The sequence below is a fragment of the Sinorhizobium kostiense genome (genome assembly GCF_017874595.1).
Taxonomy (GTDB): Bacteria; Pseudomonadota; Alphaproteobacteria; order Rhizobiales; family Rhizobiaceae; genus Sinorhizobium; species Sinorhizobium kostiense.
Genome location: NZ_JAGILA010000001.1, coordinates 918,893 through 945,691, shown reverse-complemented (window position 1 = coordinate 945,691; position 26,799 = coordinate 918,893). Strand labels below are relative to the sequence as shown.

The window sequence follows — 26,799 nt, the reverse complement described above, 5'->3', positions numbered from 1 at the left end:
GCATGAGGATCGCCTTCGTCGGCCCGACGGTGCCTGACGCGTCCGAAATCGCCGGCGGAGCGATCGTCATCCGCCCGCCCGCGACCCAAGGGGACATACTTCGCGCCGTACAGGAAGGCGCCGAGGCGATCGGACTGATCGACGGCAATTTCGAGAATGTCGCGCCGGTCTGGCACAAGGAGATCCTGTTCGCTCTTTCCAGGGGCTTGACGGTTCTTGGCGCGGCAAGCATGGGAGCGCTCCGTGCCGCCGAGTGCGATGTGTTCGGAATGGTCGGGATCGGCGCGATCTATCGGCAATATGCCACGGGAGAGACCGAGGACGATTCCGACGTGGCGCTGCTGCACGCACCGGAGGAACTCGGGTATGCGGCCCTAACCCTTCCCCTTGTCAATGTCCGGGCGACGCTGCGGCGCCTCGCTGATCAGCGGATGATTGCGGCTGAGATCGCCGCAGCTGTCGAGCGCGCCGCGGCAGAGCTTTTCTACAAAGAACGCAGTTGGTCCTCGATCATCGCTGGCGCGAGGCTCCCGCCGGATGCGGACCGCGACGCGCTGGCAACAAGACTGCGCGCGGGATACGTCGACCAGAAACGCGCGGACGCGCTCGAACTCCTGGAAGAGCTGGGTCGCATTTGCGGACCGCGCCAGTCGCGGCAGGATTGGACATTTAATGAGACGAGTCTCTGGACGCGATTAAAGGACGACCCACCGGCGAAAGTCTGACGCTTGGAACCGTAGCCAAATACCGGGTTCGGCCCACAGTATTCCGAATATTCCGGTTTGGGTTTGAATAGCTGATGCCAGTTCCTGGCCACCACGACCATAAACGATGTAATACCTGTGAGCCGAACCTCGACGCATCAGCTGGCAGTCGCCGTGAGGGTGTCCCTGCCCACAGAAGCAGTGAGCTGCTCCAGTCGTCGCGCATTTGGAACGGCAAACCGTTGCTCGCTTCTCCGGCACCAAGGGCCCCTACTGCGATTGCCGCAGGCGCGGGGAAAGGACGCCACTGGTCGCGTCCGGAGCTCTCGCCGCCGTTAGCTGCGAGAGGAACTCGACCATCAGAGGCGAATTGCCAAAGCGACGATTGGCGCGCTCTTCGGCAAGTGAAAATTCAGGATCCGCGTCCACCAGCAGTGCCATCGTGCGCTGGGCTCCTTGTACGTCTCCGCGCGCAGCCAGGACGGCGGTGCGTATCAACAGGCAATCGACCTCACGGGGCGCACGGAGGAGGCATTCCCGCAGGACCTGATCGGCTTCATCGATCCTGCCGGCGGCATAGAGTGCCTGACCGTAGACATAGGTGTAGTACTCCGGAGCCATTGGATGCAGTCGACGCGCCCGCTCGGCATTGCGCACCGCCTCGTCATAGCTCCCGAACCGGACCTGCGCCTTTGCCAGCGCCATCAAGCTATCCGGATCGTTCGGATTGAGCTCGACCGCCCGATGCGCGGCCTGCATGGCGCCGGCATAGTCGCCGGTGAGCGAAAGACCGAAGCTCAAGACCTGATAGCCGACAGCGAGATTAGGCTCGAGGCGAACGGCCTGCCGAGCTTCGCTCAGACCCGTTTCGGCATCGGTCCGGGTCGCCCTGCCGCTAACATTCTGGGCGAAGTCGACAATATAGGTCATTCCGAGATTGGCGCGCGCCGCGGCGTAGCCGGGATCAAGCTCCAGGGCCCGGTGAAGCAGCGCACGCGCAGCCAGCAGCGCCTCCGCATCCTTCGAGCCATGCTTGTAGCGATTGCGCGCCTGGAGGACGAGATCGTAGGCCTGCAGGTTTTCGGTCGGGCGTTCGGCCGCGTTCGCTACCTCCGTCTGGCGCACATAGGACACAAGGTGTGAGACGATCTCCGCCGTCAGCTCGGTCTGGAGGGCAAAGACGTCCTCGACGCGCCGGTCGTAAGTGCGAGACCAGAGATGAGCGCCACTGCGCGCATCGATCAACTGCGCCACGATCCGTAGCTGGTCGCCGGCGCGTCTGGCACTGCCTTCCACCACATAGCCCGCCCCTAATTTTGCGCCAATCGTCCGGATGTCCTCCGCCTGACCGCGTAGCGCGAAAGTCGAGTTGCGTGCGATCACCTGAAGCTCGGGATTTTGTGCAAGGTTGGCGATGACGTCCTCGGTCAGCCCGTCGGCGAAATAGCCCTGGTCGGGGTCGTCACTCATATTGTCGAAGGGCAGCACCGCGACTGTCGGCCGGGCATCTGCAGGATCGCTCACCGCCAGACGCACGAGACTGTCCGCCAGGCCTGTACCAACCGCTCCCAATTGGGTCATCTGAGTGAAGGCGGCGGCAAGGACAAGTGCTGCAACCCCTACCGCGTAAGGGAAAACGGTAGTTCGGCGGAGGCCAAGCCGCCGAATCCAGCTCCTGCCGCTCACCTGGCCAGCCGCGAGCCGCACGGCGTAGACGGCAAGCGGCTCACTTATGTTCTTCGCCTGCCTTCGGCCGATGCTGTAGAAAAGCTCACTGCGGCTCCGGTCAGCGCTGCGGACCACCGCCTCGCTGACAAAAATGCTGGCGGGCTCCGCCATTGCTTCCAGCCTGGAAGCGACGTTGACGCCATCACCGAACATGTCGCCATTGTCCTCGATGACATCGCCGAGATTGATGCCGAGCCTCATCTTGAACGGTCGTTCGACAAATCCGTTCTGGATTTCGATCGCCGCATCGAGCGCTTCGTTGACACTCGGAAAGGTCGCCAGGAAGCCGTCGCCGGTGGTCTTGAAGGTACGACCGCCGTGCTTCGCGACGGTCGGTGTGATCAGCTCGCTGAAGGTCGCGCGAAGGGCGGCGTAGGTCGAGGATTCGTCCTCCGACATCAGCCGGGTGTAGCCGACGATATCGCCTGCCACGATCGCTGCAAGTTTGCGTTCCATGATGGGCCCTCGGCAGGTTTCGGCAACATCTTCCTGGCACCGCCCCCACCCGTCCACTCACAACTCCGTGTCCCGCCGCGCCGCTTTTGCAGGCTTGACCATGGTCCTGAGACCCAACCCACGCCGTGGAGAATGGGGCGAGAGAAGACGACGGCCCGTAATCACATTGTGAGTGGGGCCGAGCAGTGTGGGGTGGCCTTTGAGGGGAAGGCGATGCGAACTGGAACCCGGGCCGCATCATCGGTCGAAGCGATCGATATCTCGTTTGGAGTGGAAGCGGAAATGCCAGATGGGTCTGTGATCCGCCATGGCCTCCCTCCAGCGCAGCTGATTACAAGCCCGGAGGGCGCCGCTCCATGGGGACGCCTTGAACGGCCACCTCCTCTTTGCGACAGCTGAGGAAGGAGCAATGCTTCCGTACGGAATGACAAAAAGTCCGCTCTGCAGACGTCCTGGGCGTCTTGCTGAAGATGATGCCCTGGCCAGAACAGCTCAGGCAGCGTGGCGGTAACCCTCGCTCTGCGTCACGATATGCGAGCTCGTCAGCCTGTGAGGTCAAATCTGATACTACCAAGCTTCGCCGTGCGTCGTTGGATCAATCACCGACTGCGGCCTGGACGGCGATCTCGACCAGAATGTTTTCGGCCGCGAGGTTCGCCTCCACGGTCGCGCGGGTCGGCAAGGCGTCCTCAGGTATCCAATTTTCCCAAACCGCGTTCATCGGGGCAAAGTCGGCGACGACGTGCTTTAGCCAGACCTGCGCGAACAGGATCTTCGACTTGTCGGTGCCGGCCTTGGCGAGCAGCTCGTCCATACGGGCGAGCACCTGCGCCGTTTGTCCCGCAACGTCCTGCGTGCGGTCGGCAGCGACCTGCCCGGTGACATAGGCGATGCCCTTGTGGACGAGCACGTGGCTCAAACGCTTGCCGTTGGGCTCAAATCTTTGAATGGACATGGGGGATACTCCGTCGTTAGTTCGTGAAAGAAAAGTCCCGCAGCGTTGCCGAGGCGGCCCCGTTCCGGCCCGCCGGTGCGGCATGTACGGGTCGTGGCGCCGCCGCGCTCAGCCGGTGGCGGGGCTCACCAATGGTTTCAAGCCGCGTGCGGCGTTCGATATCGAGCGTGCGGTGTTGACGAGCTGCGGCGCAAGGTCGGCAAGCGCATCCTTCAGCGTCCAGCGGCTGAAGGGCACGGCAATGTTGACAGCACCGAGCGGGCGCCCCTCCGCATTGACGATTGCCGCCCCGACGGCGATGTCTCCGACGTAGTACTCCTCATTAGAGCACGCAAAACCGTCGCCGTGCGCCTTGCGAACGATCTTCGCCAGCCGGCTGGGGTCGGTCTCGGTGTTCTGCGTATAGGCAACAAGGCGCGACCGGGCGATGATCGCGGCTGCCTCCTCGGGCGAGAGCGCCGAGAGATAGGCTCGGCCAGCGGAGGTACAATACATGGGCAAGCGCTGACCGAGCGGCACATGGATCGAGATCTGCTTGTGACTTGCAAAGCGCGAGACATAGGTCATGTCCGTGCCTGAGGGTTCGAGCAGATTGCAACTTTCCCGCGTGCTTCGGTTCAGTTCGTGTAAGTACGGATTCGCCCGCTCGATCAACTCGCTGGTTTGCAGATAGCCGGAGCCGATCTCGAGCGATTTTGGTGTCAGGCGGTAGCGTTTCGACTGCGGCTCCTTGGCGATGTAGCCAAGCGCCTCGAGCGTGTAGGCGGAACGTTGGACGGTGCTCTTGTTTAGCCCGGTGACCTCGGCCATCTCGACGAGGTTCATGCTCGGCCGACCCGCTCCGAATGCCGCGAGCAGTGCCAACCCTTTTGCTAGGGAGGTTATGAAGAGCGGTGAGTCTTCTGCTTCGCTCAATGGATTCGACATCTGCTCAAACTCCCGCGGAACGACCGCTACGATAGCGGCTTCTCGAAACCACTCGCCACCGCCAGCGCCGGCCGTTCACAGCTTTTCCTGCCGCCGCCATTGCCGTTAGATCGGATGCGTCACGCGGCGCAGGAAGTCGCGCGTGCGCTCGTGCCGTGGCTGGTGCAATAGGTCGCGCGCCGGCCCCTGCTCGACGATCCTGCCTCCGTCGAGGAAGAGCACGCTGTCGGCCACTTCGCGAGCAAACTGGATCTCGTGGGTCACTACCAGCATGGTCATGTGCTCTTCTGCAAGGCCCCGCATGACGTGCAGCACTTCTCCCACCATTTCCGGATCAAGCGCCGATGTCGGCTCGTCGAAGAGGATCGCCGTGGGCTGCATGGCAAGCGCGCGGGCAATCGCGACGCGCTGTTGCTGACCGCCGGAGAGCGAGCCTGGATAGGCGTTGAGCTTGTCGCCGAGCCCAACGCGGTTCAGGAGGTCGCTTGCCCGGTCGCGGACGTCGCTTCGGTCCTGTCGCAGGACGTAGAGGGGGCCTTCCATAACGTTTTCGAGAGCCGTGCGGTGCGGGAAGAGATTGAAGCGCTGGAACACCATGGCGACGCGCGTGCGGATATCATGGATGCTCGCATCATCCGTATCCACCAGGGTCGCGTCTATCGTGATACGGCCGGACTGGTAGGTCTCAAGTCCGTTCACACAGCGCAGCATCGTCGATTTGCCCGAACCGGACGGGCCGATCAGGCAAACAACCTTGCCCCTGTCGATCGAAGCGTCGATGCCCTTCAGCACTTCATGATGGCCATAGGCCTTATGAACATTTTCGAAATTGATCATTTCGCCCCCCCGAGCGCGACTTCAACACGACGCATCACCATGTTGAGCGGGATGGTCAGGCAGAGATAGAGGAGCGCCACGAGCGTGAAGACGGTCATGTTGTCGAAGGTGGAGGAAGCAAGCGCCTTGCCCTGCATAGTGAGTTCCGCGACCGTGATCACGGAAACCTGGGAGGAGTCCTTCAGCAGCATGATGACATTGTTCGCATAGGGTGGCATGACGATGCGCACCGCCTGTGGCAGGATAACCCGCCGCATCATCAAGGGATGCTTCATGCCGATCGACTTGGCGGCCTCGATTTGGCCGCGGTCGATCGCCTCGATGCCCGCACGGAAGGTCTCGCCGATATAGCAGGAATAGGTGAGCGCCAGTCCCGCTACGCCCGCCTGGAAGGCCGTCAGGTCAATGCCAATGTCGGGCATGACGAAATAGATGTAGAAGAGCACCACCAGGATCGGAATGCCGCGCACGCCTTCGACGAAAATGCGGGTCGGCAGTGCCAGCGCCTTGATGCCGGATGTCCTGAGCAGCGCCCACGTCATACCGAGGACGGTCGCGAGCGCAAGCGAGGCGAGCGTGATTGCGATCGTCATCCATAACCCGTTAATGAGAAGTGGCAGATACTCTGCCGCGCGGGTGGTGAAGGTGTTCATTTACAGGCTCCATCCATTGAAGCGAGGCCGGGACCGCCGGTTTCGGACATTGATCGGCAGCTCGGCACGCTGAGCAGGGCTGCGACAGCCCCACCCAAGCCAGCCAACGGCATCAAATGCCGTACTTGGCGAAGATCTTCTCCAACTCGCCGCTTTCCTTCAGCTTGGCGATTGAGGCGTTGATCTTCTGGAGCAGCTCAGCCTTGTCCTTCGGCACCGCAAGCGCCACGTCGCCGGACTTCAGCGGCTTGTAGCCGTCAACCAGACGGACGCCGAGTGCCGGGTTCTTGGCAATCTGATAGGCGACGATCGGTTGGTCGCCGAAACCTGCCTTGATGCGACCGAGCTTCACGTCGCGCATGATGTCGGCGATGCTGTCATAGAGCTTGACCTCGCCGAAGATGCCGAGCGCCTTGAGAGAGTCGGCGAAGGTTGTGCCGATCTGTGCTCCGACCGTCTCGCCCTTCAGCGCCTCGATCGTGTAGTTCTCAGGATTATCCGCTGCTACGAACATGGCATCGCCGTATGAATAGACGGTGTCGCTGAAGTTCACGATTTTCCGGCGTTCATCGGTCGCGAGCATCCCCGCCGAGATAATGTCGATCTTGCCGGCATTGAGGCTCGGGATGAGAGCCGAGAAGGCCGTGAGCTCGAACTGTGCCTCGATACCGTTGTCGGCGGCGATGGCATTGACAATGTCGACCATTGCCCCGGTGACCTGCTGACTCGTGGTGTCGACGAAGGTGAAAGGCACGCCGGTGGTGGTTACGCCCACCTTCACCGAGTCGGCAGCAAAAGCCGGTCCAGAAAATGCGAGAGCGAGGCCAAAAACGCCGATCGCCAGTTTCGTGATAAACATGGGAATTCCCCTTTCTTGGTTTTGCTTGAGTTTGTTAGGTTTAGGAGTGCGATGGCCTCACTTTGCGGAGGCTTGCCGCTGGTCCTTGGCGTGAAGCCAACGGTAGGCAATCCGCTGACCGAGCCTCAGGAAAGGCGGGAGCGGATAACGTTTGGGCTCGCGAGTCAAAAACGAGGCTTGCGTGTCGAACGGCTTTCCAGCCGCCATTAGCGCCAGCTTGGTGCCGACATGGAGCGAGAAGGAAACGCCGCTGCCGGCGTAGCCGCCGCCCCAGAAGACCTCCGGCAGTCCGGGAACCCGATAGACGAAGGGGAGCGAATTGCGGCTCACCGCCACCCAGCCGCCCCACCAGTAATCGATGGCGATGCCCTCGAGTGCCGGAAACTTCCGGATCATCGCATTCGTGAGATATCGGCGGTGTTTCGGGTTTTCGGCATCGCTGCCGGCGATCGCGCTGCGGCCGCCGAAGAGCATGCGGCCGTCCGGCAGGCGGCGATAATAGAAAAGCAGGCTGCGCGTATCGAACATGCAATTGCCCGACGGCAGACTCGCCCCGATCTGTTCGGATGTCATCGGCTCCGTGACGATGATCTGCGAGTACACCGGCAGGACTCGCGCCGAAAGGCGAGGATGGAGTTTAGAGGAGGTATAGCCGTTGGTGGCGACGACCACCTTACGGGTCCGAACGCTTCCGCTCGGGGTCAGCAGCCGGTGAACGCCGTTTTCCGTGTGCCAGGCTGTCACCGGCGAATGCGTATGTATGAGCGCGCCATGCGATCGTGCCATCATATGGACGCCGCGGGCGAGCTTCAGCGGGTTCATCGAAAAGCCGTCGGGAAAATGAAGCGCGCCGAACGCTTCGGCGCCTCGATGGGCACCTTTGAGTTCGCCGGCGGGGACAAGACGCGCGGGGTAGTTGAAGATCTCGTTGTAGAGGGCGGCCTCACGCTCGAGCCCGGATGCATGCGCCGCGAAAGCGGCGACTTTGTACACGCCATCGGGCTGGACGTCGCAATCGATATTGCCGTCGGCTATCAATTGTCTGACGGTTCCGAGTGCTTGCCGCATCTCGCCGAAATAGGCGCGCGCCACGTCCTTTCCGTAGGTGTTGACCATCGTAGCGGCGGCAACGCGGCCGCCGGAGATGCGCGCGAAGCTGCCATTGCGACCGCTGCATCCCCAGGCCGAGGAGCGCGCTTCCAGAACAACCGGCTTCAGGCCGTGGTCGCGGGCAAGCGAAAGGGCGGCGGAGAGCCCAGTGTAGCCTCCGCCGATAACGACGACATCCGCGTCGACGTCTCCTTCGACACGTCCGTCGTCCTCCGGGCCCGGACCGCTGATCGCCATCCAGTAGGAAGCGGGATCGGGCTGTTTCTCGTTCGGATAGACATGAACCAGAGGATCGTACACCAAGGTCTCACCACTTATGTATCGCTATGCGATTTCTTATTATCGATTTAGAGTCAAAAATAACGCGTTTCCGATTTATGTCAATCGGAGATCGGCGCCGGCCGCATCGTCGCAAATTGAGGCAGGGGTTTCCGGTCCAGAATCCGGGGCGCAGCGCAGGGGCAGCTGACGCGACGCCAGACCGGTTCAGCCCTACTGTCGTCACATAGCAGACAGGCTGTGCGAGCTTGGATGTTAGGGACATACGCGGCGTGCGAAAGCGACCGGTTGCTATCTTGGTTGCGGTGTCGGCTTCTCGCGCGCATGACTGTCACTCAGCGGTGGCTCTCTAAGCTCCGCTTTCCACCCATTGCTGCCTTTCGTCGATATCGCTCGGGATTTCCGGTGCTGGCCCTTGCGGACATTCAACACGAATACAGGAAAGCGATCTCAGGTCTCTTCCGCAGTCATTTCTCTTGCCAGTTCGCCGATCATCGAACGCAACCACCGGTGGGCCGGGTCGTGGCGATAGCGAACGTGCCAAGCCATCTGCACTGGAAAAGTGCCGAGGTCGACGGGCGTCGGCAGCACCCTCAGGCGCGGATCCCGCTCCAGGCTCCGGCAGATAAGTTTCGGCAGTGTCGCGCAGTAGTCGGTGACGGCAAGCATCTCAGGCACGGCAAGGAAATGGGTGACGGAAACGGCAACCTCTCGCTTGAGGTTTTGTTGCCCCAATGCCTGGAAGAGGCCGGCGCGCAGCCGACCCGGCGGGAGCACGTTCACGTGCTTGAGCCGCTCGTGCTGTTCTCGGGAAATACGATCTCGAACGTCGGGATGGTCTCTGCGCAGCACGCAGGCGAGGCCATCATCCATAAGATGCTGGACGACGAGGTTGTCCGGCGGATCGACGATCCGGCCAAGCACCATGGCCGTGGTACCGGAAATGACGCCGGTCTCGGCGAGATCGCTGCCGAATGCAGTCATGCGGAGCTTGATACCCGGCGCCAGCTCGCGCGTCCTCGCGACGAGGGCAGGCATCAACACAAGCTCGACGTAGCTGTTCGGTGCAAGCGTGAACAGTCGTTCGGCCTTTGCCGGCTGGAACTCTTGCTGGTTCAAGATGAGATCGTCCAGTTGCGACAGCGCTGCCTCGATCGTCGGAGCGATCTCCTCGGCCAGTTGCGTCGGCTTTATGCCGTATCTTTCGCGGATGAACAGCGGATCCCGCAGGGTATCGCGCAGGCGGTTCAACGAATTGGAGAGCGCCGGCTGGGTGATGCCCAGTCGGGCTGCCGCCCGCGTCACGCTCCGCTCCTCCATCAGGGCCAGGAAAACAGGGAGCAGGTTCAAATCGTATCTCATCGAGATGTAATGTCATATGAATATCTAAAATCAAAGAAGTAAATTTCTGAAATATGTTGCCCGATGTCATTATCAGCTTATGGAAAAGCCGATGCGGCTGATCGAGCTCCAAATCAACCGGCTACGACGCCTCACGGCGCGGGATTACCTGACGAAGGGATCCGACCATGAAAGTCCTGATGGTACTCACCTCCCACGACACTCTCGGTAACACTGGCAAGAAGACCGGCTTCTGGCTCGAGGAGCTGGCAGCGCCTTATTACGTCTTCAAGGACGCCGGCGCCGAGATCACCCTCGCCTCGCCCAATGGCGGCCAGCCGCCTCTCGATCCGAAGAGCGACGAGCCGATGTTCCAGACCGAGTTTACGCGGCGCTTCAATGCTGACGAGTCAGCCAAGGCGCAGCTCGCAGAAACTGTGCGCCTCGAAAGCGTCGACCAGAATGACTTCGATACGGTCTTTTACCCCGGCGGCCACGGTCCGCTGTGGGATCTCGCTGAAGATCCGAATTCGATCAAGCTGATCGAATCCTTCATCGCGGCCGGCAAGCCGATCGCCCTCGTCTGCCATGCACCGGGCGTCCTGCGTCACGTGACCAATGCCGACGGCACCGCGTTCGTTCAGGGGCGCTACGTCACCGGCTTTACCAACAGCGAGGAAGAGGCCGTGGATCTGACGAGGGTCGTGCCGTTCCTGGTCGAGGACGAGCTCATCGGCCTCGGTGCGGTCTTCTCGAAGGTCAAGGACTGGGGCGTGCACACGGTCGTCGATGGCCAACTCATCACTGGTCAGAACCCGGCGTCATCGAGTGAGGCAGCGGAGGCGCTTGTGGCCGCTCTGAGCCAGATGAAGGCCAAGACTGCCTGAGCGGACTGGAACATCGTGATCTGCCGGCGGCTCGCGTCGGCGGATCCCTTCAGAAGCTGGAGTTTGTCATGTCCTCCCTTATTGCAACGATATTGCCGTCGGACGCCCAACAGATGATCGAGAGGTCCATCGCCGCCGCCCGCGCGCTGCATGTTGCCTGCTCAATCGCTCGTCGTCGACGCGTCTGGGCATCTGCTGTCCTTTGTTCGCCAAGACGGGGCCATGGCAGGCTCGGCCGAGCTTGCCATCGACAAGGCCTTTACCGCTCAGATCTTCAACAACCGGACGGACGTGCTCGGTGCACTGGCACAGCCAGGCGCCGAGCTCTACGGCATCCAGCATTCTCATGGTGGAAGGATCGTGGTTTTTGGAGGCGGCATTCCCGTCCGGGCTGAAGGGCGGACGACCGGCGCCATTGGCGTATGCGGTGGGACTGTCGCCGAAGACATCGCCATCTCCGAGGCCGGCTCCGCAGCCTCCTTGGTAATTTTCTGGCGAGCGCGCCGTCGCCGAAATCGTGTCGGTCGATCATTCCCGACACCATGGCTTGCCCCGCCGCTTTGGGCGCGACAAGGTGATTCTGAACGCGCTCGCCCCGGTGCTGATCTTTATTCTTCGCGATGAGTCTTTTGTAATTCGGCTCTCCCTTGCAGCCACTGGATCGTTGCGAGGAACAACGTCGAAAACACAATCAGGAGAGCCGCAACCGCGGCGATCGTCGGGCTGAGCGTCTCGCGCACGCCGCTCCACATTTGCCGCGGAAGCGTTCGCTCCTCGGAGCCGGCGATGAACAGTGCGACCACCACCTCGTCGAACGAAGTCACGAACGCAAACAGCGCACCCGAGGCGACGCCGGGGGCGATCAGTGGGAGCATCACGCGAAGGACGGCCTCGACCGGGCCTGCTCCAAGGCTTGCCGCGGCGCGCATGAGGTTTTGATCGAACCCGCTGAGGGCGGCCGTGACGGTGACGACGACGAAGGGGGCACCCAGGACGGTATGGGCAAGAACCAACCCAGTCAGCGAGTTCAGCAGGCCGACCGCGGCGAAAGCGTAATAGATGCCGACGGCAGCGACGACGACCGGCACGATCATCGGCGAAATCAGAATGGCGGTGAGCGTCGCACGGGCCGGGCAATCGCTTTGGCTGAGGCCGATCGCCGCTAATGTCCCGAGGACCGTCGACAATAGCGTGGCGAAGACCGCCACGATGATGCTGTTCCTGAGCGCCAGTTTCCAGACCTCGGACGAGAAGAACTCATTGTACCAGCGCAGCGACAGGCCGGGCATAGGGTAGGTGAAGAACGGCTCGGCATTGAAGGAAAGCGGAATGATGGCGAGAATCGGTGCAATCAGGAACAGCGCTGTTCCTCCGCCGACGACCCAAAGACCGATGGCCACGATACGATTGAAAGAGAATGCCGCGCTCATTAGCCAATCCTCAGCCGGTCGATGCCGATCAGGCGATTGTAGAGCGCATAAAGTACCAGCACTGCGACCAGCAGAATGGCGCTCAGCGCCGCCGCCATGCCCCAGTTGGTCACTTGGTTGGCGTAGTAGGCGATGAAGTAGCTGACCATCTGGTCCCGCGGCCCGCCGACGAGTGCCGGGGTGATGTAGTAGCCGAGTGCGAGAATGAAGACCAAAAGCCCGCCTGCGCTGACGCCGGGCATGCTCATCGGCAGGTAGACGCGCCAGAATACGGAGGACGGAGGAGCCCCCAGGGACGAGGCGGCGCGCATGTAGACGGGCGGAATGGTCTTCATCACGCTGTAGATCGGCAGGACCATGAACGGCAGCAGGATGTGCGTCATCGCAATGAGCACGCCCGCACGGTTATAGATGAGCTCGAGCGGTTGGGTCGGGTCGAGGAGACCGAGCCAGATTAGGGCGGAATTGACAATGCCTCGGCTCTGCAGGAGCACGACCCAGGCGCTGGTGCGCACGAGCAGCGACGTCCAGAACGGCAAGAGCACCAGGATGAGCAGGGTATTCGCAACCCATCCGGTTGACCGCGCCATCAGCGCCGCAAGCGGGTAGCCGAGGAGCACGCACGAAAGGGTGACGGATATGCTCACCACGAATGTGCGGATCAGCACGTCGAGGTGAACCGCATTCTCCGGCGCGACGCCGGTGATTCGTCCCATCTCGTCGCGCTGGAGATCGAGGGCGGCAAGCAGGTAAAAATCCGTCAGCCTCGGCATGGCCTGCTTGAGAGCGGCCCAGCGTTCTGGGGTGGCCCAGCGCGGGTCCGCTTCGACGAATGCCGGCTGGTATGGAGCTTCCGCCTTGCGAATGGTGCGGGCGGTCTTCAACAGAGACGAACGAATGCCGCTTTCATAGTTGTTCAGCCGCTTTGCGGCCTCGGCGACCCGCTCCCGCGATGATGCCTTCAAGTCTGCAGCGAGTGCGGCAAACAGCGGTTCGTCCGGGGCATGCTCGCTGCTCCAGCTCGAGAGAGCGGTTGCCGTGTTGGGGAGCGCCAGCGAGACGTCGCTGTTGTCGACGCTTCGCGTCAGCAGCAATCCGATCGGCAGGACGAAGACCGACAGCAGAAAGAGCATGAGCGGGGCAACAAGAAGCAGGGCCTTGATCCGGCTTCGGCGGCGAAGGCCGCGCAATCGTCGCGTCAAGGCCGCTGTGTCGATTGCATTCCTGACGACTTCATCACTCAGCGTGATCGCCATGTGCTGGCACTCTTATAGCAGAATTCAAAGGTGCGGGCAGGCCGGGAGGATGCGCCTGCCCGCAAGCGACGATTACTGCGCAAGCCACTTATTGAAGCGCTCGGTCAGTTCCTCGTCATGGTCCGCCCAGAACTCTGCCGACACCACGAATGCGTTCTTGGCGTTTTCCGGCGCCGTCGGAAGATCAGGAAGGACCTCGGCCGGCACCTTCTCGATCGCGGCCTTGAGCGTCGGGCCGTAGGAGATGTACTGCGACTGCCGCGCCATGACGTCGGGGTTGAGCGTGTATGCAATGAATTTGTCAGCGGCCTCCTTGTGAGCCGCGCCCTTTGGCTGGGCCCAGAGGTTGAAATCCATCCCCTGCCCGTCCCAGACGATCTTGAAGTTCTTGCCGCTGTTCTTCACGGCGTCATAGATGCGGCCGTTCCAGGCGGTCGTCATCACGACTTCACCGTCGGCGAGCAGTTGCGGGGGCTGGGCACCGGCCGTCCACCAGACCTTGACGTCTTTCTTGATCGTGTCGAGCTTCTTGAAGGCGCGGTCGACGCCTTCCGGCGTACCGAGCACATCGTAAACCTCGGACGGCTTCACCCCATCGGCGATGAGCGCGAACTCCAGCGTTGTCTTGGGTGCCTTGCGGAGTGCCCTCGGGCCCGGAAACTTCTCGGTGTCGAAGAGGTCTGCCATCGTGGTCGGACCTCCATTTGCGAACTTGTCCGCGTCATAGGCGTAGATCGTTCCGAAGACGATTGTAGCAGCAGCGCAATCCATTGCAGCGCCATCGATGAAGGCTTCCTTGCCGCCGACCTCCGAATAGTCGATCTCATCGAGCCATCCTTCGTCGCAACCCTGCAGCGCATGCCCCGGCTCCACGTCGACGACATCCCAGGTCACCTGGCCCGTTTCGACCATGCCTTTCAACTTGGCGGTCGAGCCGTCCCACTCGTCCTGTAGAATCTTGACGCCCGTTTCTTTGGAATACGGTTCGAAAAATGCCTTCTCCTGGCTTTTGGTGTAGGCGCCGCCCCAGGAGGTCACTGTTATCGTGTCCTGCGCAAAAGCCGGCATGGTCAAAACGAGTCCGACAGCGGATGATTGCAACACTTTCAGTATGGTTCTCATGCTTGTTCCCCTTTGTTTTCGTTTGCAAGGTCTCGGATCATCGTCAGGATTGAGCGAGCGCCCGGCAGTCTTCGCGGGCCCAACCGATGTCGATGTGTGCGCCAGGTTGCGGCGTACGCCCGGCGCCTGCAGGAATCTTGATGCGGACATCGTCACAACCGCAGACCGTGACGCGCAGCCGCATGTGATCGCCGTGATAGATGAGCTCGTTGACGTGGGCCGTGAAGCGATTTGCGCCGGCCAGATCCTCGGCCAGCGAAATGCGTTCCGGTCGAAGCACGAGCGTGGTCCTGGCTCCAATCTTCAGCCCGCCTCCAGGAATCGCTGAAATGAGGGACCCGTCGCTCGCCTTGATCCGGCAAGTGCCGTTCGACAGCTCGACGACCTCGCCGGCAATCGCGTTGTTTTCGCCGATGAAGGTCGCCACGAACGGATTGGCTGGAGCCTCATAGAGGTCGTGCGGCGAAGCGATCTGCTGGAGAGTGCCGTCGTTGAAGACGCCCACACGGTCGGACATCGTGAGGGCTTCGCTCTGGTCGTGGGTGACGTACACGACGTTGATGCCGAGTCTATTGTGCAGATGCTTGATCTCGAGCTGCATATGCTCGCGAAGTTGTTTGTCGAGGGCCCCGAGCGGCTCGTCCATCAGCACCAATTGCGGCTCAAACACCAGTGCACGGGCGAGCGCGATACGCTGCTGCTGGCCGCCGGATAGCTGGTTCGGGCGGCGACCCTCGAAGCTTGACATACGCACCATGTCGAGCGCGTGGCGAACGCATTGCGTCACGTCCGCCTTGCTCATCCGTCGCATTTTCAGAGGGAACGCCAAATTCTCGCCGACAGTCATATGGGGGAATAGTGCATAGTTCTGGAAGACGACGCCGATGTTTCGCCGATGCGGCGGCACGCGCTCAATTCGTCCGCCCCCGAGGGTGATCGAGCCGTGGGTGGGAGTTTCGAAGCCCGCGAGCATCATCAGCGTCGTCGTCTTGCCGGAACCCGAGGGGCCGAGGAGCGTCAGGAACTCTCCCCTGGCGACGTCGAGATCGAGGCCACGGACGACATAGCTCTTGCCGTCATAGGACTTGCGCACACCTTCGAAGGCGATGAACCGCTCTGTCATGGAACTTCCTTCTGCATCGGCGGGCCCTCTTCCCTTGTCTCGATGCTTGTCGATATTGTCTCGCTATGATCATAATTGTCAAGCATACAAATGTTTTTGTCTGACTCTGCAACCGGCTATCGCATTTGCGCGCAAAAGCTGATATCAGCGGCAAAAGATGGGGCGAATTGTTGATTCCACTGGAAGTGGCGATCCACAATTTTGGCTGATCGGAATTTTTGTATGAATTCGAAGAAATCGATGACCAGGACAAATGCGCGGCAGAAGTCGTCGGGACGACTGCCCGCCTACTTGCAGCTCGCGGCAGAGATCGAGGCCAAGATCAGGGCGGGCGAGCTGGCCCCTGGCAGCCAGTTGCCGCCACAGCGGGATCTGGCAAAGGAGCGGTTGCTCAACGTTTCGACCGTAACCCGCGCATATCGCGAGCTGCAGAACCTCAATCTCGTGGTCGGCAGCACCCGTCGCGGAACGATCGTGCGTGCCGAAGCGGCGATGCCGAGGGTCGACCGGGCAACGAAGACAGCGGGCGTCATCGACCTCACTGTCAACCGCCCCGCCGTCGAGGATTTCCAGCAGCGATTGGCAGATGTCCTGCCGAAACTGGCGGAAGATCCCCGTTTTGCGCAAATGCAGGAGTATCAGCCGCCCGAGGGCCCGGCCTGGGCCCGGGAGGCTGCCAGCCATTGGATATCGCTGAACGGCTTCAATCCTGCGGTTGAAGACATTGTCGTGACAAGCGGTGCGCAGCATGCGTTGCTCGCCGTTATCAGCAGCGTCGTCGAGCCCGGCGATGTCGTCGTTTCCGACCGGCTGACCTACTACGGGCTGAAGGCGCTCGCCGCAATGTTCAGGTTCCGGATCGTCGGTGTCGGCACCGACGAGGAGGGACTGAACGTCAGCGAACTCGAGGCCGTCTGCGATCGAGAGCAGGTGCGGGCCGTTTTCACGACCCCGTCACTGCATAATCCAACCGTCACGACAATGAGCGAGAGGCGGCGACGAGATCTCGTCGACGTCTGCGAACGCCGCGACCTCGTGATCATCGAAGATGACGTATACGGACCCATGCTCGGTGAGCGCGCGCCCGCGCTGCTAACGCTGGCACCGCACCGCACCTATCACATTTCGGCACTTTCAAAGGCTTTGGCGCCGGGCCTGCGCATCGGCTATCTCACATGCCCGCCTGGATTGGCGCTCGTCACGGCGGAAGCGATCCGGACGACATCGTGGATGCCGGCGCCGATACCGCTGTTGATTGCAACGCGATGGCTGGAGGACGGTACCGCCAAGGCAATCCTCAAGGCTCAGCTCACTGAATTGCGCGCCCGCAACGCGTTGGCGGCCGCTTTGCTCAGTGGCCACAGCTTCAGTGCCGATCCGCGCTGCATGTTCATTTGGTTGAGATTGCCAGCCCCTTGGCGATCGGAGGATTTCACGGCGACGCTGAGGGCTCATGGCGTTGCGGTTATGCCCGCCAGCGCATTTGCCTGCGACCGTCAGCCTGTCGAACATGCAGTCCGCATCAACATTGGCTGTGCTTCGTCGCGCGACGAGCTGGCGACGGCGCTGCGGATTATTGTCTCGACCCTCGCGGATCGCCCTCGTGCTTTGATTGGGCACGCATGAGGCCGGACAGCGGCACTTGACGAGAGCGGGATCGAGCATGGATACGCCAAGCCAGACAGTGATCGTGGTGGGGGCTGGCCTTGTGGGGCTAAGCAGTGCCCTCCAGTTGCTGCGCAGTGGCCATCGCGTAACGATCCTCGACCGTGAGCCACCTCTCGACGGATCGTATTACCGACACGCGTGCTCGTTCGGCAACGCCTGCACGGTTGCCCCGCATGGGGTCGTTCCCGTCGCAACTCCTGGTATTGCGTGGCGCGTGCCGGGGATGCTTGCGAGTCCCCTCGGTCCGCTTTCGATAAGGTGGAGCTATCTCTGGTCGCTGTTTCCCTGGTTGCGGGCATTTCTCGCGTCGAGCAGGAACGCGGAGGTCGAGCGGATCGCGATGGTGCTTTCGACGCTATTGGCTCGCGCGGATGCGGCCTGGCGGCCGTTGATAGCGGAAGCGGGAGCGGGTGATCTTATCGAAGAGCACGGCTGTATTTACCTGTACAAATCCGAGCGCGGAGGCGAGGCTGCCGCCCGCGACGCTGCGTTTCGCGAGAAGCACGGCGTAAAGCTCGAGCGGCTTTCCGCTCAGGAGGTCCGCGACCTCGAGCCGCATCTTGCTCCCCTTTATCGAGGTGGCATCTGGTTCAAGGATGCGTACGTCATTGCAAGTCCTGAACGACTTGCGCGATTGCTCGCCAGGGCTATCGTCAGTCGCGGCGGCCAGTTCATCGCAGGCGTTGCTTGTGACCTGCGCGTCGAGGGAATGAGCGCTGTGATCCGCGCGAATGACAAAGTCCTGAGTGCTGATCGGGTCGTGATCGCCGCTGGTGCCTGGTCGCGCGAATTGGCGGCTAAAGTTGGCGACCATGTTCTCCTGGATACCGAACGCGGCTACCACGTGCTGTTCCCGCAGGCGCGAGAGCTTCTCACCCGGCCGGCCTGCTATCCCGAGCATGGCTTCTACATGACGCCCATGGCGGATGGTTTGCGTGCCGCGGGAACGGTCGAACTTGGCGGGCTTGAAGCTCCGGCCAATTGGAAGCGGACCATGATGATCCGCAAGGCGGTCAAAACGTTGGTTCCCTCCGCTGGCGAGGGAACATCGGAATGGATGGGCTTCAGGCCGTCTATGCCGGATTCGCTTCCTGTGATCGGCTCATCACCGAGGACTGACCGCGTCATCTACGCATTTGGGCATGGCCATCTCGGTGTAACCATGGCCGGGATCACAGGCCAGTTGGTGAGCGAGCTGGTGACTTGCGCCAGAACTTCTCTCGATATCGACCCTCTACGTTCCGACAGAACGTTGTGACATCGGGATTTCCCATGGACCATCTCAACATGGGCAGCACCGGCGGATCCTCTGGCGCAGTCAAAGGGACTGCGCGCCGGAAACCGACATACTCATGAAGTTCATTTGGCTTGGCGCCTACGCCGCCGGCGGACGATACCGAATCGACTTTGCCTTTCCCAAAGCTTCGATCGTATCCTCGACGCTGAGGAGGACAGTGGTCTCGATGGAACTGAGCGCGCCTCCTGCGCCGATCGCGAGCGTAACCGCCGCCATCGAAACGTTATCCGGCGCCTCCCACAGATTCCAACCATCATGCTCGCCAAAGGCGTACCAGAACCCATGGAGCTTTCCACCTACGGACTCGATATACGTACGCGCCGCCTCGCGGCGATCCTCTGGGTTTTCGATCATGCGCGCCCATGTCTCGGGCGTGTAGCTGAAGCGCGTGAGATACATGGCCATGGTTTTGCCTCCTCTGTCAGAACAATGCAGTCAATGCCCAAGCCGGGAAGAACGCGAGACCGGATTCATCCTGCGCATGGTTTCAACCTTGCCGCTTCTCTGCCGCGGCGGCAATCCCTGAATGGACCCGAGCCAGAAGGCGGCAGAAATCACCCCGTCCGCGATGGATCGGAACCGGAAAGATCGACCCAAAGGCGTCCTTCGCCGCTTGCGGCGGGTGCCGGACATGTCGGGCGCAAGCGCCTGCTGGGTGTCGCTACGACAGGAGCTACGCCTTGTCTGCCTGTGGGCGCACGACACTGCGTTGTGAAATCACGGCCAGCACTGACAACTGGATCAGGTGAAACAACATCAGCGGCAGCACGACGAGCGCGACTTGCGCTGCGTCGAACAAGATGCCGGCCATCGGCAGCCCAGTTGCGAGGCTCTTGGTTGACCCGCAAAATAGAAGCGCCAATCGATCACCTCTCGGCATACTCGCCAACTTGCCGGCGGTGAGGACGATTGCCATAACGACACCGAGCAGGAGGACGCAAAGAATGACCAAGAGGGTAATGTCGGACCAGGAAAGACGAAACCAGATCCCGGCGACAACACCCGCTGAGAAGGCGGAATAGACGATCAGCAGGATTGAGCCGCGATCGACGATCATGGTGGCCTGTTTGTAGCGGTCCAGGAAGTCCGCCAATAGCGGCCGCAACAATTGCCCCAACAGGAACGGCAGGAGGATCTGCTGCGCGATTTTCCATATGGCGCCGAGCGGGTCGCCCTCGTTCGTGCTGGTATGAAGCACCATCGCGAGCAGGAGCGGGCAAAGCACTACGCCTATTAAATTCGACAACGAAGCCGCACACAGTGCGCCGGCAACATTGCCGCCGGCAACGGAGGTGAATGCAATGGAACTCTGCACGGTGGATGGCAGACATCCGAGATAGAGGAAGCCGAGGCCGACTGCAGCCGGAAACCAGGCTTGCGAGACGCCGTAGAGGCCCGTCGCAAGCACTGGAAAGAGGATGTAGGTACAGGCCAGGCAGCCGGCCTGAAGCTTCCAGTTCGTCAAACCCGCCAGGGCAGCGGACAGTGAAAGCTTGGCGCCGTAAAGGAAGAACAGCAGGGCGACCGCCCAGAACGTCACGTTTGAAAGCACCGCCGCGAATCCACCCTTTGCAGGGACAAGGGCTGCAAGGGCCACCGTCAGGATCAGGATGATCAGGTAGCGGTCCAGACCGACGCGCTTCAGCCCGGCTTCAATAGTCCTCAGCAGCATTGTGGCCAAACCTCTGATGTCTTGATTGAATGATCGTCGCCGGGCGAGCCCTGCGTCGGGTGGCGCGTTGTGCTAAGTCCCCGGCGGTCAGTTGCGGCCCGGGCGAGACGTGGCTGACTGGCCAGGTTCCGACCTATCGGTTAGATGCCTGATCCGGCCAACCATTCGGCTGTGCTCATGACCCTTGCAAAGCCGGCAGCCAATGTCGCGGTAGTCCCCGCCTTGATCGTTTCCTGCGTTGCCGTTTCCGACAGGTCGGGGCATCCGGTGGCGTCGAGGGGAAAATCGACGAAGAAGTCGAGATCGTGGCCATGCCTCGCGGTGGCCTCGCAGCAGAAATTGGTCATGAACCCGGTCACGACGATCCGGTCTATCGACCGTTCCCGCAGCATCTGCTCAAGGCCAGTGCCCACGAAGCTGGAATAGCGTTGCTTGGTGATTGTCAGGGCGCCGGCAGGGATCTCAAATCTTGGGTCGTCCTCGACTTCCTCGGTGCCAGCCACGAAGCCGAGTTCGCCCGCTTCGCCGCTGAAATCGAACATGCGGCCGGCATCCGAGCCATCGCGGCGATGGACATGGCGGACGTGAACCACGAGATCACCCGCGGCCTCCGCCGCGGCTACGATCCTATTGATGTTCGCGATCGCGTCGGCATTGCCGACACAATGCAAGGGCGAAGCCGGGTCGGTATAGACTTTCTGGACATCGATCACGAGGATTGCGCGCGCCATGCCATTTCTCTCCTATTAGCCCGAGACAATTCCCCTTTGCGGGCGATGCCCCTAGGCTCCAAGTGCAATTCCGTCTTTTCTCGGTTCTGATGCACCGGTCAGGGTGCCGTTCTCCCAATCGATGCGGATCGCCTGGGCGCCGCCGATCGGGTCTTCCGCGGGAGAGAAGCTGAAGCCCCGCCGTTCGAGCTCAGCTTTGGTCGCGCCGTCGATCGTGCGCTCGGCCTCAACTCTCGTTCCGTCTGATGTCGGCATCACGCGCGGCAGATCGATCGCCTCCTGCAAGTCCATACCGTAATCGAGGACCTTGGAGAGCAGATGGGCATGGCCAAGCGCCTGATAATAGCCGCCCATCACGCCGAACGGCATCTCGACCCGGCCGTTGCGGGTCACCATGCCGGGGATGATGGTGTGGAGCGGCCGCTTCGAGGGTTCTATCCGGTTCGGGTGGCCGGGTCTGAGTGAGAAGCTCTGGCCGCGATTGTGCAATATGACGCCGGAGCGTGGCGCCACGAGGCCCGAGCCGAAGCTGTCGAAGATCGAATTGATGAAGCTCACGGCATTGCGGTCGCGGTCGACAACGGAGATATAGACGGTGTCGCGATGAAGCGGCATTTCGAACGACGGCAGGTTCGTCAGCGCCTTTCGCAGGTCAATCATTGCCGCGAGCCTGTCGGCCAGGCCATCCGAGAGCAGCTCATCCACCGGGACATCCGCCTTGTCCGGATCGGCGATCCAGGCGTCGCGGGCGGCATAGGCAAGGCGCGTCGCCTCGATCTCGATATGCAGCCGGTCCGGCGATTGTGGGTCGTCCTTGGCGTCGAAGCGGCTGAGGATGTTGAGGATCAGGAGCGCGATGATGCCCTGGCCGTTCGGCGGGCATTCGTGAATGGTATAGCCGCGAAAGCCGGTGGTGACCGGGGCGACATATTCCCCGCGCGCGCTCGCAAAGTCTTCCATCGTGTGGAGCCCGCCGAGAGAGCGTAAATAGGTTACGATGTCCTCGGCGACTGGACCGCCGTAGAAGCCGTCGCGGCCTTCGGCGGCAATGCGTCTCAGTGTTTCCGCCAGTTCCGGCTGCCGATGAACCTCCCCGATCTTCGGCGCTCGTCCACCAGGAAGAAAGATCCGCGCGGCGGTTGCGTCCGCGGAAAGCAGTTCTTCCTCCAAGAACCAATCGCGATGGACGCGCGGCGTGATCGCGTAGCCCTCCTCGGCAAAGCGGATTGCCGGCGCAAGCACGTCGGCGAAGGGAAGCTGGCCGTGATCCGCATGCAGGCGCGTCCAGGCATCGATCGCCCCCGGGACCGTTACCGCAGCAGGCGACTGGCGTGGCACCTCCACCAATCCTCGCTCTTCGAACCAGTTGGCCGTCAGGGCAGCCGGCGTGCGGCCCGAGCCGTTATAGGCGATGACCTTATCCGATCCATTGGGCGCGTAGAGCGCAAAACAATCTCCTCCGATACCCGTCGAGCCCGGCTCGACGACACATTGCACCGCACAGGCGGCGATGGCGGCGTCCATGGCGTTGCCGCCGGCCTCCATGACCTGGAGCGCGACCAACGTGGCGGAAGGGTGCGATGTGGCCGCCATCGTGTTCCGCGACACGGCAACGGACCGCGTCGGCTTCTCGAAATTGCGCATTTTGTTCATTCTCCTCGTCATTGGCGGCAAGGATGCCTCAGGCTCGCGCCCGGTAGGGTGTGAGCCAGGTTTCAAGCGCATTCAGCGCCGAGATGATCGTGAAATTGATGGTGAGATAGATGGCGCCGGCGGCGACGAAGACCTCGACGGCGCGATACGTTTGCGAAATGAGCCCCTGGGCGATGCCGGTGACCTCCATTAGCGTGATGATCGATGCAAGCGACGTTCCCTTGATCATGAGGATGATCTCGTTGCTGTAGCTCGGGATCGCCTGGCGCAGGGCCAAGGGCAGGATGATGAGGCGTAGCGTGAGCAACCGTGACATGCCGAAGGCAGAGGCTGCCTCGACCAGGCCGCGCGGGACACCCTGTATCGCGCCGCGCAGGATCTCGCTCCCATAAGCCGCAGTGTTGAGACCGAGGGCGATGATGGCGCACCAATAGGGTTCGCGGAACAGCCACCACAGTCCGGCTGCCTGGAGCGACGGGCGGAACTGGCCCAGGCCATAATAGATAAGAAAGATCTGCACGAGCAGCGGCGTGCCACGAAAGACCGCAACGAAGGCCCGGATCGGCCAAACCACGATGCGGTGATTTCCCTGTTGGAGGAGCGCGAGAACCAACGCCATGACGAAGCCGATGCTGATTGACGACGCTGCGAGTTGCATGGTCATCGGCAAGCCGGACAGGAGGGTGGGGAAAATATCCAGGAAGAAGGCAAGGTCGATCATGCGTGGACCATGCCTCGCCAGGCCCGAGCCTCACCATAGCGAAAGACCGAAGCGGTGACGGCGGCGATGACAAAGTAGAGCATGGCGGCCGCGATATAGAAGATGAAGGGCTCCCGCGTCGAACCGGCGCCGATCTGCGCCTGACGCATCAATTCGACAAGGCCGATCACGGAGATTAATGCCGAGTCCTTCAGCACCAGTTGCCAGACATTGCCGAGCCCCGGCAGGGCATGGCGCATCAGTTGGGGCACGATGACGAGGCGTAGGGATTGAAAGCGGGACAGGCCAAGCGCCTTGCAGGCGTCGAACTGGCCGCTATCCACGGCCTGGTAGGCTCCGCGATAGACCTCTCCCTGATAGGCGCCCGATATGATGCCGATCGCCAGGACGCCCGTCGCAAATGCAGGCAGCCCGATGAAGCCGGCGCTGCCGAAGAATTTGCCAATCTGTGTCAGGGCAATGCTGCCACCATAATAGAGCAGGTAGATCGTCAGCAGATCGGGAACCCCCCGAAACACTGTGCCATACGCCTTGGCAAGTCCTGCCGGAACAAGACGCCGCGATAGCCTGCCGCCCGCGGAAAGCGCGCCGAAGGCTGCGCCAAGGAGAAAGCCGAGAACGGATAGAGCAAGCGTGACACCGGATGCGAGAAGCAGGGAGGCGCCCCAGCCGCCCTGTCCGAAGCCCAGGAAATGCAAAATATCTGCCATATGATCAAAGCCTTTCGGCGCGCTGCCCGACGGAACGTCCGAAGCCAGTCCATCGGGCAGGTCCGCCCGCGCCTACTTGACTGGCGTGACGTCCGTCTTCACCCACTTCTCCGAGATGCGCTTGATGGTGCCATCGGCTATCGCCTCGTCGATTGCCTTGTTCAACATCTCCTTGAGCTTGGTGTCTTCCTTGCGCAGGCCTGCGCCGGTTCCGAGGCCGAACAGGCCACCCACGAAACCCGGCCCGGCGATCGTGTAATCGGCAAATTCAGGTTTCGCGAGCGTTGTCGCCAGTGCCGTCTGCTGCGCGAACAGCGCATCGATGCGGCCGGCCGCCAGATCGAGGTCATGCTGCTCGGTGGTCTTGTACTCACGGATCTCCACGGTGTCTCCGAAGTACTTTTTTACGAACTCAAGCATCGTCGTTGCCGCCTGAACGCCGACTATCTTCCCCTTCAGCAGCGGCTTCAGCTTTTCGATCGCGGCCATGGACGCGGCTTCGTCGTCCAGATTGAACTTTTCGCCGGAGAGACCCAGCTTTCCAAGTTCGCTATCCTTCGCGACCGCGAAACTGCCCGGGTCGACGGCATAAGGCTGCGTAAAGTCGATGGTTTCCAGCCGCTTCGGTGTGATGAACATGCCCGCCATGATGACGTCGAACTTACCGACCTTCAGCGACGGGATCAGGCCTTCCCAATCCTGCGCGATGATCGTGCACTCGACCTTCATCCGCGCGCAGAGATCATTGGCGAGGTCGATCTCCAGACCGTCGAGCTTGCCGTCGGCATTGGTGAAGTTCCAGGGCGCGTAGGCACCCTCGGTCGCGATGGTTATGGCCTTTGAAGCGTCCTGAGCGAATGTGGTCTGGCCAAAGCCGAGCATGCCGAATATGGCCGCGACAGCGGCCAAGCGATGAATTTTCATGTGCGTTCCCCTTTCATAGGCTGACATATCTGTTCCCGTGGCCGTTCCGGTCTGCGCCGGTTTGGGGCCATTCCTCTCCGCCCGGCGTTGATCACCGGCTCGGAGTCACGAACTCGGCCAGCATCGGTGCCGTGCCGAGAATATGATTCTGCATCACCTGTTCCGCATGACGAGGCTCGCCCGATCGCAACGCGGCGATCACCTGTGCATGCTCCTCGCGTGCGGAAAGCGGCTTGTCGACGTAATCGAACCAGATACGCATATAGGGCTCGATCACCGCGTGCAGTGCCGAGATTTGGTGGATGAGCCTGGGCCTTTGGCTGAGCGCACAGATGCGGCCATGGAACTCCTGATGGCGGACCACCCAGTCGCTGCTGCCACTCTGGCCGGCGCGCTCCATGCGCACGAGCAGGCGTTCGAGCTCATCGAGTTCATCCTCGTCCATCCGTGGCATCGCCAGGCGGACGGCGAGGCCTTCCAGGACGGAACGTATCTCGAAGATCTCGTAAAGCTCGTCAACGGTAAGGCCGGCGACAATGCAGCCGCGATTGGGGCGCAGAACCACGAGCCCGTCGGAAGCAAGGCGCCGGAACGCCTCTCGAACCGGCATGCGGCTCATGCCGATCTCAGCTGCTATGTCCTCGGGAATGAGGCGTTCGCCTGGCTTGTAGCGGCCAAGCCGAAGAGCCCGCTGGATATGCCGATACGCCTCCTCCTCTGCGGTAGCGGAAGCGCGTAGCTCTGCGGAGAAGGAAGAGGGCATATGGCACCGAAAATATTTTTGTATCCACTTATCCAATCACCCAATTGGACAGAGTGTCAAGATGATGTCCAGCCCGCGGTTGGCAAATTTCAGCAGCGACTGACCGGCGAGTGTGGGATCGAGCTAGCGGAGAAGCGGCTCGAAGAACGCGTCCCGCTTGCCTCTGGCACTGTGGGTCGGTTCGTGAATGAAGCTATAAAGCGCGACATCGCCGTTTCTATCGAGCTCCCGTGAGGCGGGAAATTGCGGAGATGCCGGCTTCTCGCGCGCATTGCTGTCACTGGTACGGTGGCTCCAGCTTCCGCTTCCCATCACGAATTTCGACGGACCGGCCGGTCGGAACATCCTTCGGGAATTTGTTCAATCTCGCCAGGGCGCCGGCATGGATCAGACCCGATCCAGGAACTCAAGGACTCGCGTGGTAAGTAAGGCGGTCGCATCCGCGTCGTACGATGGGAGCGAACTGTCGGCGAAGTAATGCTGATCGCCGGGGTATAGGAAAAACTCCGCATCCTCGACCCGTTCCACGATTTCGCGGGCGGCGTCGATGTCACCCTCGCCGACGAAGATCCGGTCGTTGTCCATACCGTGGATCTGGACCGCGACACCGTCCGGCCAGGGTCCGAAGGCCCACTCGCCGCTGATCGGCAGGCACGAGTGGAAAAGCAGGGCTCCGCGGGCACCGGGCCGCGTTTGTGCAAGCTTCTGTGCCGGCAGCACACCGAACGAGAATCCAGCGTAGACGAGCTCGGGAGGCAGGTCGTGAGCGACGCGGACGCCGCGCTCCCGCATTTCATCGAATCCGATCTCACCAATATAGGCGAGACCCTCGTCGATACTCTGAAACGTTCGTCCGTCGAACAGGTCCGGCGTGTGCACGATGTGGCCGCTGGCCCGCAAGTCGTCGGCGAACGCGCACACGCCCGGGGTCAGCCCCTGTGCGTGGTGGTACAGCAAAACCTCAGTCATAAAGGGTCCCCGGGTGAGATGATC

At 61.5% G+C, this 26,799-nt stretch carries 26 protein-coding genes; 5 read left to right on the top strand and 21 right to left on the bottom strand.

Going from position 1 to position 26,799, the window contains the following annotated elements; all coding sequences use genetic code 11:
• Positions 1-2: 2 nt before the first annotated feature.
• Positions 3-725 carry a TfuA-like protein gene (locus tag J2Z31_RS04245; RefSeq protein ID WP_209601060.1) on the top strand — a complete coding sequence of 241 codons (723 nt, stop codon included), beginning with the start codon at positions 3-5 and terminating at the stop codon, positions 723-725.
• A gap of 249 nt (positions 726-974) precedes the next feature.
• On the opposite strand, the gene J2Z31_RS04240 is transcribed toward J2Z31_RS04245, so the two are convergent.
• The 8 genes from J2Z31_RS04240 to J2Z31_RS04205 form a co-directional block, all read right to left on the bottom strand.
• Entirely contained in the window at positions 975-2,888 is a 1,914-nt protein-coding gene (locus J2Z31_RS04240; protein ID WP_209600617.1) for an adenylate/guanylate cyclase domain-containing protein, read from the bottom strand.
• Between the two features lie 595 nt (positions 2,889-3,483).
• Positions 3,484-3,843: a RidA family protein gene (locus tag J2Z31_RS04235; protein ID WP_209600616.1), complete on the bottom strand. Its 360-nt coding sequence runs from the start codon at positions 3,841-3,843 to the stop codon at positions 3,484-3,486.
• A 108-nt stretch (positions 3,844-3,951) separates the two neighbouring features.
• The gene (locus J2Z31_RS04230) at positions 3,952-4,770 is read right to left on the bottom strand and encodes an IclR family transcriptional regulator (RefSeq protein WP_209600615.1); all 819 of its coding nucleotides are present in this window, start codon (positions 4,768-4,770) and stop codon (positions 3,952-3,954) included.
• A 105-nt stretch (positions 4,771-4,875) separates the two neighbouring features.
• Positions 4,876-5,607, bottom strand: coding sequence for an amino acid ABC transporter ATP-binding protein (locus J2Z31_RS04225; protein ID WP_209600614.1), 732 nt, complete (start codon positions 5,605-5,607; stop codon positions 4,876-4,878).
• Complete coding sequence (locus J2Z31_RS04220) at positions 5,604-6,260, bottom strand: amino acid ABC transporter permease (protein WP_209600613.1); 657 nt, start codon at positions 6,258-6,260, stop codon at positions 5,604-5,606. Before J2Z31_RS04220 ends, J2Z31_RS04225 begins: the two co-directional genes overlap by 4 nt.
• 112 nt (positions 6,261-6,372) lie before the next feature.
• Complete coding sequence (locus J2Z31_RS04215; RefSeq protein ID WP_209600612.1) at positions 6,373-7,119, bottom strand: substrate-binding periplasmic protein; 747 nt, start codon at positions 7,117-7,119, stop codon at positions 6,373-6,375.
• 57 nt (positions 7,120-7,176) lie between these two features.
• Complete coding sequence (locus J2Z31_RS04210) at positions 7,177-8,529, bottom strand: NAD(P)/FAD-dependent oxidoreductase (protein WP_209600611.1); 1,353 nt, start codon at positions 8,527-8,529, stop codon at positions 7,177-7,179.
• Positions 8,530-8,958: 429 nt separating this feature from the next.
• Positions 8,959-9,870 carry a LysR family transcriptional regulator gene (locus J2Z31_RS04205; RefSeq protein WP_209600610.1) on the bottom strand — a complete coding sequence of 304 codons (912 nt, stop codon included), beginning with the start codon at positions 9,868-9,870 and terminating at the stop codon, positions 8,959-8,961.
• Positions 9,871-10,037: 167 nt separating this feature from the next.
• Here J2Z31_RS04205 and J2Z31_RS04200 point away from each other — a divergent pair, with 167 nt between their 5' ends.
• Both J2Z31_RS04200 and J2Z31_RS04195 read left to right on the top strand, forming a co-directional pair.
• Positions 10,038-10,736, top strand: a complete 699-nt coding sequence (locus tag J2Z31_RS04200; RefSeq protein WP_209600609.1) for a type 1 glutamine amidotransferase domain-containing protein — start codon at positions 10,038-10,040, stop codon at positions 10,734-10,736.
• A 222-nt stretch (positions 10,737-10,958) separates the two neighbouring features.
• Positions 10,959-11,360, top strand: coding sequence for a GlcG/HbpS family heme-binding protein (locus J2Z31_RS04195; protein WP_234939243.1), 402 nt, complete (start codon positions 10,959-10,961; stop codon positions 11,358-11,360).
• Here J2Z31_RS04195 and J2Z31_RS04190 read toward each other — a convergent pair.
• The 4 genes from J2Z31_RS04190 to J2Z31_RS04175 form a co-directional block, all read right to left on the bottom strand.
• Positions 11,345-12,166 (bottom strand): ABC transporter permease, encoded by an 822-nt coding sequence (locus tag J2Z31_RS04190; protein ID WP_209600607.1) that lies wholly within the window; start codon positions 12,164-12,166, stop codon positions 11,345-11,347. The genes J2Z31_RS04195 and J2Z31_RS04190 overlap by 16 nt on opposite strands.
• A complete protein-coding gene (locus J2Z31_RS04185; protein WP_209600606.1) occupies positions 12,166-13,422 on the bottom strand; it encodes an ABC transporter permease in 1,257 nt (418 codons plus the stop codon). The genes J2Z31_RS04190 and J2Z31_RS04185 overlap by 1 nt, the downstream gene beginning before the upstream one ends.
• A gap of 72 nt (positions 13,423-13,494) precedes the next feature.
• Positions 13,495-14,544, bottom strand: coding sequence for an ABC transporter substrate-binding protein (locus tag J2Z31_RS04180; RefSeq protein ID WP_209600605.1), 1,050 nt, complete (start codon positions 14,542-14,544; stop codon positions 13,495-13,497).
• Positions 14,545-14,587: 43 nt separating this feature from the next.
• On the bottom strand, positions 14,588-15,667 hold the full coding sequence (locus tag J2Z31_RS04175) for an ABC transporter ATP-binding protein (RefSeq protein WP_209600604.1): 1,080 nt from the start codon (positions 15,665-15,667) through the stop codon (positions 14,588-14,590).
• Positions 15,668-15,907: 240 nt separating this feature from the next.
• Here J2Z31_RS04175 and J2Z31_RS04170 point away from each other — a divergent pair, with 240 nt between their 5' ends.
• Positions 15,908-17,293: an aminotransferase-like domain-containing protein gene (locus J2Z31_RS04170; RefSeq protein WP_234939242.1), complete on the top strand. Its 1,386-nt coding sequence runs from the start codon at positions 15,908-15,910 to the stop codon at positions 17,291-17,293.
• Between the two features lie 37 nt (positions 17,294-17,330).
• A complete protein-coding gene (locus tag J2Z31_RS04165; protein WP_209600602.1) occupies positions 17,331-18,593 on the top strand; it encodes an NAD(P)/FAD-dependent oxidoreductase in 1,263 nt (420 codons plus the stop codon).
• Between the two features lie 117 nt (positions 18,594-18,710).
• On the opposite strand, the gene J2Z31_RS04160 is transcribed toward J2Z31_RS04165, so the two are convergent.
• The 9 genes from J2Z31_RS04160 to J2Z31_RS04120 all read right to left on the bottom strand — a co-directional run bounded on the left by J2Z31_RS04160 (position 18,711) and on the right by J2Z31_RS04120 (position 26,775).
• Positions 18,711-19,037, bottom strand: coding sequence for a GYD domain-containing protein (locus tag J2Z31_RS04160; protein WP_209600601.1), 327 nt, complete (start codon positions 19,035-19,037; stop codon positions 18,711-18,713).
• 268 nt (positions 19,038-19,305) lie between these two features.
• A complete protein-coding gene (locus tag J2Z31_RS04155; RefSeq protein ID WP_209600600.1) occupies positions 19,306-20,304 on the bottom strand; it encodes a bile acid:sodium symporter family protein in 999 nt (332 codons plus the stop codon).
• A gap of 140 nt (positions 20,305-20,444) precedes the next feature.
• Entirely contained in the window at positions 20,445-21,035 is a 591-nt protein-coding gene (locus J2Z31_RS04150; protein ID WP_209600599.1) for a cysteine hydrolase family protein, read from the bottom strand.
• 51 nt (positions 21,036-21,086) lie between these two features.
• A complete protein-coding gene (ggt, locus tag J2Z31_RS04145) occupies positions 21,087-22,679 on the bottom strand; it encodes a gamma-glutamyltransferase (RefSeq protein WP_209600598.1) in 1,593 nt (530 codons plus the stop codon).
• A gap of 37 nt (positions 22,680-22,716) precedes the next feature.
• Positions 22,717-23,409, bottom strand: coding sequence for an ABC transporter permease (locus tag J2Z31_RS04140; RefSeq protein WP_234939241.1), 693 nt, complete (start codon positions 23,407-23,409; stop codon positions 22,717-22,719).
• The gene (locus tag J2Z31_RS04135; protein WP_209600597.1) at positions 23,406-24,119 is read right to left on the bottom strand and encodes an ABC transporter permease; all 714 of its coding nucleotides are present in this window, start codon (positions 24,117-24,119) and stop codon (positions 23,406-23,408) included. The genes J2Z31_RS04140 and J2Z31_RS04135 overlap by 4 nt, the downstream gene beginning before the upstream one ends.
• Positions 24,120-24,191: 72 nt before the next feature.
• Complete coding sequence (locus J2Z31_RS04130) at positions 24,192-25,043, bottom strand: transporter substrate-binding domain-containing protein (protein WP_209600596.1); 852 nt, start codon at positions 25,041-25,043, stop codon at positions 24,192-24,194.
• Positions 25,044-25,134: 91 nt separating this feature from the next.
• Positions 25,135-25,806, bottom strand: a complete 672-nt coding sequence (locus tag J2Z31_RS04125) for a GntR family transcriptional regulator (protein ID WP_209600595.1) — start codon at positions 25,804-25,806, stop codon at positions 25,135-25,137.
• Between the two features lie 387 nt (positions 25,807-26,193).
• On the bottom strand, positions 26,194-26,775 hold the full coding sequence (locus tag J2Z31_RS04120) for a dienelactone hydrolase family protein (protein ID WP_209600594.1): 582 nt from the start codon (positions 26,773-26,775) through the stop codon (positions 26,194-26,196).
• Between the last annotated feature and the right edge of the window lie 24 nt (positions 26,776-26,799).